This window comes from Winogradskyella costae (genome assembly GCF_013403865.1).
GTDB lineage: Bacteria > Bacteroidota > Bacteroidia > Flavobacteriales > Flavobacteriaceae > Winogradskyella > Winogradskyella costae.
Genome location: NZ_JABFDK010000005.1, coordinates 70,525 through 82,680 on the forward strand (window position 1 = coordinate 70,525; position 12,156 = coordinate 82,680).

The 12,156-nt window shown below is 34.3% G+C and carries 8 protein-coding genes; 2 read left to right on the plus strand and 6 right to left on the minus strand.

Features of this window, described 5'->3' with window-relative positions; translation table 11 throughout:
• The first annotated feature begins 154 nt into the window (after nucleotides 1-154).
• Nucleotides 155-1,129 carry a signal recognition particle-docking protein FtsY gene (gene ftsY, locus HM986_RS11735; RefSeq protein ID WP_179335283.1) on the plus strand — a complete coding sequence of 325 codons (975 nt, stop codon included), beginning with the start codon at nucleotides 155-157 and terminating at the stop codon, nucleotides 1,127-1,129.
• A gap of 440 nt (nucleotides 1,130-1,569) precedes the next feature.
• Here ftsY and HM986_RS11740 read toward each other — a convergent pair whose 3' ends face one another.
• Both HM986_RS11740 and HM986_RS11745 read right to left on the minus strand, forming a co-directional pair.
• Nucleotides 1,570-3,753: a T9SS type B sorting domain-containing protein gene (locus HM986_RS11740; RefSeq protein WP_179335284.1), complete on the minus strand. Its 2,184-nt coding sequence runs from the start codon at nucleotides 3,751-3,753 to the stop codon at nucleotides 1,570-1,572.
• Between the two features lie 136 nt (nucleotides 3,754-3,889).
• Entirely contained in the window at nucleotides 3,890-4,966 is a 1,077-nt protein-coding gene (locus tag HM986_RS11745; RefSeq protein ID WP_179335285.1) for a serine hydrolase domain-containing protein, read from the minus strand.
• Nucleotides 4,967-5,075: 109 nt separating this feature from the next.
• Between HM986_RS11745 and rimO the strand changes: the two genes are divergently transcribed.
• A complete protein-coding gene (rimO, locus tag HM986_RS11750; RefSeq protein ID WP_178984645.1) occupies nucleotides 5,076-6,377 on the plus strand; it encodes a 30S ribosomal protein S12 methylthiotransferase RimO in 1,302 nt (433 codons plus the stop codon).
• A 149-nt stretch (nucleotides 6,378-6,526) separates the two neighbouring features.
• Here rimO and HM986_RS11755 read toward each other — a convergent pair whose 3' ends face one another.
• The 4 genes from HM986_RS11755 to HM986_RS11770 form a co-directional block, all read right to left on the minus strand.
• Entirely contained in the window at nucleotides 6,527-7,369 is an 843-nt protein-coding gene (locus HM986_RS11755) for an aldo/keto reductase (RefSeq protein ID WP_179335286.1), read from the minus strand.
• Nucleotides 7,370-7,471: 102 nt separating this feature from the next.
• Nucleotides 7,472-8,473, minus strand: a complete 1,002-nt coding sequence (locus HM986_RS11760; RefSeq protein WP_179335287.1) for an alpha/beta fold hydrolase — start codon at nucleotides 8,471-8,473, stop codon at nucleotides 7,472-7,474.
• A gap of 35 nt (nucleotides 8,474-8,508) precedes the next feature.
• Nucleotides 8,509-10,800: a TonB-dependent receptor family protein gene (locus HM986_RS11765; protein ID WP_179335288.1), complete on the minus strand. Its 2,292-nt coding sequence runs from the start codon at nucleotides 10,798-10,800 to the stop codon at nucleotides 8,509-8,511.
• Between the two features lie 41 nt (nucleotides 10,801-10,841).
• Nucleotides 10,842-12,137 carry a PQQ-dependent sugar dehydrogenase gene (locus HM986_RS11770; RefSeq protein WP_179335289.1) on the minus strand — a complete coding sequence of 432 codons (1,296 nt, stop codon included), beginning with the start codon at nucleotides 12,135-12,137 and terminating at the stop codon, nucleotides 10,842-10,844.
• Between the last annotated feature and the right edge of the window lie 19 nt (nucleotides 12,138-12,156).

Here is a 12,156-nt window from a genome sequence, read left to right on the forward strand (position 1 = left end):
TTCATTTGAAAGCAGTTTTTTTATGCTTATATTTGAAAAACATCTGACATCTTAACAGTAAAATGTTATAGGCAAGGTTGTTGCAATGTAATAATTGTAAATAATACTGTCACACGGAGCTTATCGAAGTGCGATTAATAACCTAACTACCAAAATGAGTTTTTTTAAAAAAATATTCTCTTCCGAAAAGAAAGAAACTTTAGATAAAGGCTTAGAGAAATCTAAATCTTCATTTTTTAATAAATTAAATAAAGCCGTAGCCGGTAAGTCTAAAGTTGATGATGACGTTTTAGATAACCTTGAAGAAATCTTAGTTACCAGCGATGTTGGTGTAAATACTACATTAAAAGTCATTACGCGTATTGAAGAACGTGTTGCAAAAGATAAATATCTAGGAACTTCTGAATTAAACAAGATTCTACGCGAAGAGATCGGGGCCTTACTGTCCGAAACCAAGTCTGGTGAAGAAACAGAATATACCATTCCAGAATTACCAAAACAAGCCGATGGTTCTAAAACACCATACGTTCTTATGGTCGTAGGTGTCAATGGTGTTGGTAAGACAACAACCATAGGTAAATTAGCGTATCAGTTTAAAAAGAAAGGGTTAAACGTTGTACTTGGTGCAGCAGATACGTTTAGAGCTGCAGCTATTGATCAATTACAAGTATGGGCAGATCGTGTAGATGTGCCAATGATACGACAAGAAATGGGTTCAGATCCTGCGTCTGTGGCTTTTGATGCTTTAGAATCTGGAGTTAAGCAAAATGCAGATGTTATTATTATAGATACTGCAGGCCGTTTGCATAATAAAGTGAACTTAATGAACGAGTTGACTAAAGTAAAACGCGTTATGCAAAAAGTGGTTGGTGATGCACCTCATGATGTGCTTTTAGTACTCGATGGTTCTACTGGTCAAAACGCTTTTGAACAAGCCAAACAATTTACGGCAGCTACTGAAGTCACATCTTTGGCAGTAACTAAATTAGATGGTACGGCAAAAGGTGGAGTCGTGATTGGTATTAGTGACCAGTTTCAAATTCCTGTGAAATATATTGGAGTAGGTGAAGGTATTGAAGATTTGCAAGTCTTTAATAAATATGAGTTTGTAGATTCCTTTTTTAAATAGAGTTCCTTCCAAGGTAGGAATTTCAGTTTAATGAAAAAGAGTTTCAATTGTCGAGATCAAAAGATATTAAGGATTATTACAATTCTTATTTTAATTATCTCTTCTTTAAAAGTGCTACAACAGGTATATAAAGTTTTAAGTACCTTTATGTCACTTAAAAGTCCTTTGATACCGAAATATTTGTTTTACTATTCATCATTTCCAGGTTTCATTATAATGTCTTTTTTTAGCGTCATTATTTTCTTTTGCCTTAGATTTCTAAGATATAATAGTTATAACTTTCAGAGCGTATATGCGATGTTAGGTATGATTCTTTTTTTCTTATTATGGCAATGGAGTATTTATGAATTGTTAATGAGAGTCAATCCTTTTGCTTAATAGTATCTATTTTAACGGTGAGCAATACATATTTATGTATGCTTTAGCTCATATAGTGTTTCCTATCTTTTTAACGTAAAGTGTCCTGTAAAATTTCTTCCGTTGTCTCGGGTGACTACAAACCAATAATCACTTGTAGGCATTCTTTTGCCATTGTAAGTGCCATCCCAAGCTGACCTGGCGTCTAGACTTTTAAGGATTTTACCGTATCTATCAAATATTTTAATAGTCAGATTTGGCTCTTCATTAGAATACTTTATAGACCATGTGTCATGCTGTCCATCATCGTTTGGAGTGAAAAATTTAGGGTAATTTAAGAGATAAACTACTTCTTCTGTAGTGCCACAGCCATTTTTATCTCTAACGAAAACGGTATATTCACCTGTTGTTAATCCTGTAAATAGATTACTGTTTTGATAGGTGATATCATCTAAAGAATACTCATAATCACCATTATCTAAATCTGATAAATTAACTTGAATGGAATTGTTATTATTTGTCCAGTCATCAATATCTATGCTCGAAATTACAGCTGTGTTAGACAAAATAACCTGAAACTCTTTGGTTGTATCACAGCTATAAGTGCCGTAATCTTCAGTTACTGTAACCCAATAATCACCAATAGTTTCATTAGTAACAACTACGGTTTGAGTAGTTTCTCCGGTAGACCATAAATAACTATTAAAGCCATAGCCTGCATCGATAATTACATAATTCTCATACTCGCAAATGCTTTCAACGTCATTAATTGGAATTGTAGGAGTCTCACCTAAGCTCAATGTGATTTCTGAAGTTTGATAACATTTATCCAAAGAATCGATGCGAGCAAAAATGCTGGTAGTGTCTTCTGTCCATTCAAAATTAGAAGGTGTATAAATATGTCCTTCCTCAGAATAATTCTCGGCTTCCTCTTGTGATATAAAATAACTAATTATACAATCGCTACAGCTTGAAATTTCAGTTTCGTAAATCGTTAAATCTACAAATTCAGAATTGTTATTAGATGTATCACAAATAGTAGTCGCTATAGTGTTAACCACCAAACTAGGTGAAATAATAGTTGCTAAAACGGGAAATCTGACATCACTTTCACAATTACTTATAGTTAGTTTGGCAGCATAGTAGGTTGTTCCATCTACTAAATTAGTTGTTTCGCTTAAAACACTCCCATCAGTAGCAGCATCATACCAAATAGCCTCATCACTAACTTCAATATCGCTTAATATTGGATTTTGAGTGGTACAAAACGTTTGATTTGATTCGCCTGTTAGTGCTTCTGGTGTTTCAATGATTTCTATGGTATAGTCATCTGAAGTAATCCGACAAGAAAGTGAGTTTATATTGGTTCCATTTGCAACTGCTAATCGATATAAAAACGTGCCAGATTGACCTGTGTTTGTAAATATATAATCAGGAGTAGTTTCACCGAGAATATCTATCCACGTTGTGCCTAAATCGTCTGAATATTGCCATTGATATTGAGGATCTGAATACCCAGAAGAGACAATGGATTGAAATGTGTAACTTACATTTTCACCTTCGCAAATTTCTAGACTTATACTTGATTCGTTTTCAATAGCGCTTGTAATGGTTGGTCCACATGGTTTAAACGCAATATCATCTAAAGCGATATCATTTCCAGGATGTGCGCTAGGTGCTGAATTTAATATGGTTATTACTACTTCAGTTTCTGCTTCTAATGTAAAGAAGAAGCCGTATTGTTGCCAAACTCCAGAGGATGTTTGCGCAATATCTCCTGTATTATAAGATCCTAAAATATTACCAGACGTGTCGCTAATTCTAAACGTTACATCTGGATGGTATTCATCAGTGCCTACCGAAGGATTCATTAAATTGATTAACCAAGCAGAAAATTCAAAAGTCGTATTAGCACAAAGTCCAGTTACAGTTTTCGTATAAAATACTCCTTCGTTTGCTAAAACGGCACTGTTTATAACCATCATATGGCCATTGGTGTCGCCTGTATGGTCTGAAGTAACATGCCATGCATTCCCTTTTAAGCCGCTAGTTGTATTGTAAATGGTATATTCTCCTTCGTCTAATTCACCTGCAGAACTGTAAGTAAATGCTGTAATAGAACTACCTAGTGCACTTCCGCGTCCTGTGCCTGATCCAAAATCAATAGAAACGACAGGATCTCCTAAATTACCTTCGCATAATTGCGCATAAGTTTGAAATGAATAACAAAAAAGAAATATAAGTAGAAGTTGATATTTTATATACAAAGTAATATTATTTAATTAAATCTAATATTGTCAGTTATGAACTGTTTGTTTTTAGATGTAATTCTTCAATAAAACTTGCGTTACCGTTTAAATAAGTTTCAATATCAAAAAATAGAGGTTATTAAATTTAGATTACTTAATCAATTAAAGCAGTAATTTTTTCCCATAACTCATTATCAAAATTAGAGAGGGCAAAATTCTCATCGTCAGCAGCTTCACCCATTCTAATGACCACTAATTTTTCACTAGGCACCACATAAATCTTCTGGTCGTTTTTGCCTAAAGCGGCATACATATCGCTTGGTGCGTTTGGAGTAATTTCACCTGTAAATTCAAATTGCGTTTGAGGCAAATGATATGTTGATTTTCCGTTTAGCCACCATAAATAACCATAAGCTTCATTTATAGGTTGTGACGTATTTACAGCGTCGCTTAAATAGTTTTTAGGTATAATTTGTTCTGATTCCCATTTACCATCAGCATAAGTTAACAAGCCAAAACGTGCCATACTTCTAGTGGTACTCCAATACACACTCAAATCACCTAAAGGAATCCAAGAACCTGTCATGCCAATTCGATTTTTTAATTTTGAATCAAAATAGTTTGACCATGTAACATTACTCGCTTCTGCGACTACATCTTGAAGTTTTACAAACACATTATGATAAGCCCAACGGGTTCCTGCATCATCAATATATTGCAAATTATTAGGAGATACATCGTCTCCTAATGTGTCATCTAGACCAGAATTCATTGATAATAAATTTTTACTTGTAATAAGGTTTTCTTTTTCTAAGGGAGCGCTCGTCCAACCTGTGCCCAAATAATCAGAAACTTTATTTTCAATATTTAATAATCCTTCTTCTTGTGCAATACCCGTAATGGCTGTAGTTAATGTTTTTCCCGCACTTGCCCAATACCATGGAGTTGCGCTTGTATGACCATTAAAATAATGTTCTTCTATAATTTTTCCGTTATAAAGTATCATAAAACTTTTAGTGTTTTTCTCTTCGAGAAAATCTAATAAAGGTTGTAGTGCATTAGTATTCCAGTTTAATTCAGAAATAGATGTTGTTTCCCAAGTATCTGAATTGATAGGAGGAAAATAAATGTTTTCAGGTTCTGGTTCATTCGGAGTTGAATCATCTTCAGAAGAACATGAAATGTTAAATAACAACCCTAACATTAAAATGTAGAAATATCTAGATTTCATGATTTCGTTTTTAATTTGGACTATAAAAATAGGAAAAAGTTTAATCTCGCGAAGCGGCAATCGATTATCGTAAATCATTCCGTATCTTTGCAAACTGATTTATAAAAGCATGAGAACAAAAACCATTAAGAAGAACAAGATCAATGTTATAACATTAGGTTGTAGTAAAAATGTTTACGACAGCGAAGTGTTGATGGGACAACTAAAAGCAAGTGGCAAAGAAGTTGTACATGAGGAAGAAGGTAATGTTGTTGTAATAAATACATGTGGATTTATCAATAATGCTAAGGAGGAAAGCGTGAACACCATTTTGGAGTACATGCAGAAAAAGGAAGATGGCGAAGTCGATAAGGTTTTTGTTACAGGTTGTTTAAGCGAACGGTATAAGCCAGACTTAGAGAAGGAAATACCTAATGTAGATCAGTACTTTGGTACTACAGAATTACCAGGTTTATTAAAAGCGTTAGGTGCTGATTATAAACATGAATTAATTGGAGAACGTTTAACGACCACACCAAAGAATTACGCTTACTTAAAAATTGCAGAGGGTTGTGATAGACCTTGTAGTTTTTGTGCGATTCCCCTAATGAGAGGAAAGCATAAAAGTACGCCTATTGAAAACTTAGTGATTGAAGCAGAAAAGTTAGCAGCAAATGGTGTTAAAGAACTGATTCTTATTGCTCAAGATTTAACATACTACGGATTAGATATTTATAAGAAAAGAAATCTTGCAGAGTTGCTTGAGAACTTAGTTAAAGTTGAAGGTATTGAGTGGATTCGTTTACATTATGCATTCCCTACAGGTTTCCCGATGGATGTTTTAGACATTATGAAGCGTGAACCTAAAATTTGTAACTATTTAGATATTCCGTTACAACATATTTCTGATGACTTATTAAAATCGATGCGTCGTGGAACGACAAAAGCAAAGACGACTAAATTGATTCACGACTTCAGAGCTATTGTTCCTGAAATGACCATTAGAACAACACTTATTGTTGGTTATCCTGGAGAAACAGAAGCACATTTTCAAGAATTGAAACAATGGGTTTCAGAAATGCGTTTTGAACGTTTAGGCTGTTTTACCTATTCTCATGAAGAAAATACACATGCCTATAATTTAGAAGATGATGTTCCTGAAGAAGTAAAAATGGAACGTGTTAACCAGATTATGGAAATTCAATCTCAGATTTCTTGGGAATTGAATCAGGCTAAAATCGGTCAAGAATTTAAAGTGGTTATTGACCGTAAAGAAGGGAACTACTTTGTTGGTCGTACAGAATTTGATTCTCCAGATGTTGATAACGAAGTTTTAATTGATGCGAGTAAAACCTATTTAAAAACAGGCGAATTTGCGACGATTAAAGTAACAGAAGCAGAGGATTTTGATCTTTATGGTGAAGTGATTTAATCATAACTACTTTTATGCACTACTATAATAGTGTTCTAAGTTTTTTATGATGGTACAAGTTCTCGTGATTTAGCTTGTACCATCATTTGTAAAATGCAAGCGCTGTTTCTATCAGCGTTTTCGCTTTTAAAAAGGCTTGTAATTAGAATTTAGATTCTGTCTGGCCAAAAAAGTGGATGTTCTCCGCTAAATCCAAATTCAGGTAGCTCATTTATGGTATTCATCTCTTCATTGGATAATTCAAAGTTATCTAAATTTATATTCTCTTCAATACGCGCTTTGGTGGTTGATTTCGGAATTACAATCACATCGTGCTGAATGATCCATCGAAGACAAACTTTTGCGATAGTGGTATTGTGTGCTTTTGCAATGTCTTCTAAGACTTCATTTTCAAAAACCTTTCCTCTTGCTAAAGGAGACCATGATTCAACAACAATATGTTGTTTTTTGCAATAATTAACTAAATCTTCTTGCCAGTAACCTGGATGAAACTCTATTTGATTAACGGCTGGTTTTACCTTAGCAGTTTTAAATAAAGCTTCAAGATGTTCTTCAAAAAAATTACTGACACCTATAGATTTTATTTTTCCTTCGGCTTGTAATTCTTCCATAGCTCTCCAAGCCTCTGCATTCGCATTTTGCCAATTATCATAATTCTTAGCATTTGCTGGCCAATGAATAAGATACAAGTCTATATAATCTAAGCCCAGTTTCTTCAAAGATTTTTCAAATTCTTCTTTAGCCATGTCATAACCTAAATTTTCGCGCCATAACTTAGTCGTCACTAAAATTTCCTCTCTTGGAACTCCACTAGCTTTAATGCCTTTTCCTACAGCTTCTTCGTTATTATAAGCGGCAGCGGTATCCAATAGTCTATACCCATTTAATAACGCATGCTTAACAGATGCAATGCCTTCTTGTTCCGTAGCTTTATAAGTTCCAAAACCGATAATCGGAATGGTATGACCATCATTTAGAATTAGATTTTTCATAATTTATATCATTAAATTTTAGATATTCACTTTAAGGGTAAGATTAGGATAATAGCTATTCTTCTGCTCAAACACTATTTATTCACCTAATTTAAAAAAATGCTATTGTTTTAGAAAAACAATTAACGGTTTTATGAAACTATCAAACTTTTCGATGTGAGGCAAATGTCCAACGTTTTCTATTTCAACTAATTTGGCATTAGGGATTTTCTTTTGAGTGGCTGTGCCTAACTGATCATACAATCCCATGGTCTCTTTTACGTCTTCTGAAACAAGTCCTTTGCCCAAGGCTGTTCGATCTCTGGTTCCAATAATTAAAAGTGTTGGAGCCGTGATATTTTTAAATTCGTAAACAACAGGTTGCGTGAAAATCATGTCGTAAGTTAATGCCGCATTCCAAGCTATGGTTTTATAGTCGGAATTTAACGTCCAACCAGCTAGTAAGTTGACCCACTGATCATATTCAGGTTTCCATTGGTTGTCGTAATAATTTTCTAGTTGGTATTTTTTAATGCCTTCAGAAGACTTTTTGAGTTCGTTTTTATACCACCATTCTACAGGTTGATACGGCACTTTTAATTTCCAATCTTCTAATCCAATGGGATTTTCTAAGATGAATTTTTCAACGGTCTCTGGATACATTAAAGCAAAGCGCGTAGCGAGCATACCTCCCATAGAATGTCCTAAAATCGTTGTTTTTTCAATATTTAAAGTATCTAATAAAGTTTTGGTGTTTTGTGCCAATTGCTGAAACGTATAATGAAAATGATCGGGTTTAGAGGATTTTCCAAATCCAATTTGATCGGGTACAATAACACGAAACCCTTCTTTAGTTAACGCTTGAATCGTCGTTTTCCAATAGGCACCATTAAAATTCTTGCCGTGAAATAACACGATGTTTTTACCATTATAATTATCAGGCTTTTCATCCATATAAGCTATCGTTAGATCTTGCTCTTGTATGGTCAACTCTAACTTAGAAACAGCATATGGATATTTGTAATTTGCCAATTCAATATCTAACCATTGTAAACTGTCTGTTTGTGCCTTTGCAATTTGAAAGACGACTAAAAGTGTTAGCCCTATTAATAAATTCTTTTTCATAATTTTATTTTTATTGTGGTTTCCATGCTTTGAGATCAAATAGCGTATGCAATCTTAATGCCACTAAACCAATTTCTAGGCATTCCGGGATAATAATAACGTGGTTCTGAATTGCCAAAGCCTACGGCATTAATTAATACCGATGATGCATACTGTTCATCTGTAAAATTATTAACACCTATATTAATTTCAATATCGAAGTTCTTCGCAATAGAATTCTTGTAGGATAACTTGGTATTGAAAACGGTATAAGCATCCGAAGATAAAGTGTTAGCATCGTTTAATGGCATCTCTCCGATATGGATAAAATTAGTGTTTAAGTTGAAGTTTTTAAAGCCTAACTGAAGACCTCCATTCATTTTAACCTTAGGAACCCCTGTTAATTGATGGCCTGAGTAATCGTTTTGATCATCAACAAAATCTATAAAACGATGGTCTGTAATTTCGGCATTAATGTAAGGTGAAAGTAAAAATCCATTTTTAAATTTCTGTACATAAGAAGCAGATAATTCAATACCTTTATGTTCTGTTTTACCAGCATTACGACCAATATATTGATCATCTCCAACGCGGTCTGCCACCAATAAATTATCAATATCTAATAAGTATGCAGTAAGCTGAAATCGCAGTTTTCTTTTAAATAAAAATAGTTCACTACCAACTTCATAATTAATACCTGTTTCAGGGCCTAGGTCTGGATTAATAACCCCTTCAGGCGTCAATGTTTCTTCAATAGAAGGGTAGTTAAAGCCTCTACTGATGTTTGCAAAAGCGTTTATGTTTGATGTAAATTGGTATAAGACGTTCAAATTAGGCGCAATTATGGGATCAAAATCACGATCCGCATTTTTGTTGTTTTCCCCCATATTAAAGTCATCTTTAAATTCGTAATTAGTGGTGTTGACATTAATACCTAATTGGGCTTTTAATTTTTTTGTAAAAGGTAATGTTACGGTAGCAAAGGCATTAAGGTTATTTCTGGTTTCTATATTATCACTAAGTAGTTCACCTTCTAAACTGCCATTGTTGGCGTTATTCTCGTAGAGATTTTCAATGGTTTTCCAATTATAGTCGTCTTTATAAAGTTCTCCACCAAAACTAAGTTGAGCGGTTTGATTTAAGAATTTAAAATCTTTGGCAAAGAGTGTTCTTATACCATAACCATTGGTGTATTCGTCTAGAATATTAAAAGGTCGCGGTTCATAATGATCGAGATAGTTGTAAAAAATTGACGTTGTATTACTAAAATGATCCGAAAAGCGATGGGTATAATTAAACCCTATTAAGACCTGTTTATTATCTTCAAAACCTTGGGCAGCATTCCATGTAAAAGCAGCTTGAGAAGGATCTTCATTAAATGCAGTTTCACCTATGGAACTCGGTATTTGTGCAAAATAATCAGTGAAGTTGATTAAAACTCCAATGTCATTCTTAGCATTAAATTTGTAATTTGAAGTCAGTAAAACGGCTTTTCGATTATAATTACTATTGTCACGAAATCCGTCTAATTTTAAATGGTCATAATTCAAGTTTATGGCTAATTTTTCATTTGCAGTAGCAACAGATACATTGTTTTTAATCAGTCCAAAACTCCCAATAGTAAGATTGCTCTTTATAAAGGTTTCTCCTTCTGAAGCTTGTGTTGAATTCAGTAATAAAGTACCTCCTAAATTGGTGCCGTATTGAGTTGCTTTTGGCCCTTTTACAATTTCTAAACTACCAATATCCTCAGGATCAAAAGCATCAATGGCTGTTTCTCCAATACCATTTGTAATGGGTATGCCGTTGAAATACGCGCGTATTTTATTAGTACCATAAAGTGTTCGAGAGCCCACACCTCTGATCACAATTCTGTTGGTGTTTAGGGCACCACTCTGAATATAAACTCCAGGTGTTTCGTTTAGAGCTGAAACCAAATCTACGGGACTATACTCGGCAAATTTTTGTGACGAAATTTTCGCTGTTGGAATTATAACTTGACTTTCTTTTTGATACGTTGAAGAGATGGTCACTTCCTCAAGGTTTAAAGTGTCTTCTAAAATAGAAAGTTGAAAAACACTGTTATTTTGAGTTAAGGTTACGGTCTTAATGTAATAATTAGGGTGTTTTAATTCAACAGATAATGGTAGCAGATAGGCTTTAGGTAAGGAAAAAACACCTTCCGCATTAGTTTTAGCAATGATTTTATGATTTAAGAGAACGGCAACATCAGATATGGGGCTGTTTGAATAATCATTTACATGACCACTAATATTTTGAGTATATAATGGATGAATAAAGGCGGTTAAAGCAATAACCGCCAATAGTTTTAAAGGTGTAAATTTCATGTAGTAGTTGTAATGGTTGGTTTCTTTTAGATGCCGCTATATTAATTATTGTAACTCACTTTCCAAATAGTATTACCAGAATCATCATTAACTAATAGGTCGCCAGATGGTGTAACAGCGACACAAACAGGTCTTCCGTAAACATCAGTGTCACTATCTTCACTTATAAATCCAGTTAAGAAATCTTGAGGTTTTCCTGTTGGTTTTCCGTTTTCAAAAGGTATAAAAACAACACGATATCCTGAAAGTACGGAACGGTTCCATGAACCATGCTGTCCAACAAAAATCCCATTTTTATATTTAGCAGGAAAATTACCTTCATCATAGAACGTTAGCCCTAATGACGCTGTATGTGGACCTACCGAAACATCAGGAACTATGGTTTTAGCGACTAGGTCTGGTGCTTCACCTTCTAATCTCGGATCTTCAATAGCCCCAAAATACGCATAAGGCCAACCGTAAAATCCACCTTGCTTAACGCTAGTGACATAATCTGGTACTAGGTTATCTCCTAATTTATCGCGCTCATTTACTGCGGTCCAAAGTTCACCATTAACAGGATTCCAATCCATACCTACAGGATTTCTAAGTCCACTCGCGTAAATTTTTTCATTCGTGCCGTCTAAAGCGACTTCTAAGATATTAGCACGTCGAATTTCTTCATCCATGCCGTATTCTGCAACATTACTAGCAGAACCTACTGAAATATAAATTTTATCTTGTGCTTTGTTAGTAATAATATTTCGGGTCCAATGATTATTATAACCACCAGCAGGAAGGTTCACTATCTTTTCACCTTTTGAAGGATCTAAAGCTGTTTGTCCTGTTTTATAAGGGTACTTATAGAGTCCATCTGTATTAGCAACATAGAAATGGTTGTCAATAATAAGCATTCCTAAAGGTTGTTTTAAATCGTCTAGAAAGGTTTCTCTAAGTTCAATGGTGCCATCATTATTTTTATCTCGTAGAACGGTAATAAGACCTGCGCTATCTTTAGTATTAGCTTCGCAAACAAATAAATCTCCGTTTGGGGCGATGTAGGTCCATCGTGGATTTTTAAACCCGTCTGCCAATTTGGTCACCGTAAATCCCTCAGGAGCTACTGGCATTTTGCCTTCTGGCCAATCGACTAAGCTATTTTCTTTTCTAACAGATTCTGTTGTGTAGGGTTTAGGTAGAATCAATTCGCCTATAGTGGTCTGCACTGTATCTGCGGATTCTTCTGATATCGCTTCTTTTTCATCATCAGATACGGTCATTTTTTTCTCTCTTTCAGATTTACAGGATAACATGGAAATCATAAGAGCTATAATTAAGAGAGTATTTTTTGTTGTCATAATCGTTATTTTTTGGTTT

What these genes read in the sequence shown, in the direction of transcription:
- HM986_RS11760 (WP_179335287.1), bottom strand. Translation starts at nt 8,473, where the DNA reads ATGAAAAAGAATTTATTAATAGGGCTAACACTTTTAGTCGTCTTTCAA.
- HM986_RS11770 (WP_179335289.1), bottom strand. Translation starts at nt 12,137, where the DNA reads ATGACAACAAAAAATACTCTCTTAATTATAGCTCTTATGATTTCCATG.
- rimO (WP_178984645.1), top strand. Translation starts at nt 5,076, where the DNA reads ATGAGAACAAAAACCATTAAGAAGAACAAGATCAATGTTATAACATTA.
- HM986_RS11765 (WP_179335288.1), bottom strand. Translation starts at nt 10,800, where the DNA reads ATGAAATTTACACCTTTAAAACTATTGGCGGTTATTGCTTTAACCGCC.
- ftsY (WP_179335283.1), top strand. Translation starts at nt 155, where the DNA reads ATGAGTTTTTTTAAAAAAATATTCTCTTCCGAAAAGAAAGAAACTTTA.
- HM986_RS11745 (WP_179335285.1), bottom strand. Translation starts at nt 4,966, where the DNA reads ATGAAATCTAGATATTTCTACATTTTAATGTTAGGGTTGTTATTTAAC.
- HM986_RS11755 (WP_179335286.1), bottom strand. Translation starts at nt 7,369, where the DNA reads ATGAAAAATCTAATTCTAAATGATGGTCATACCATTCCGATTATCGGT.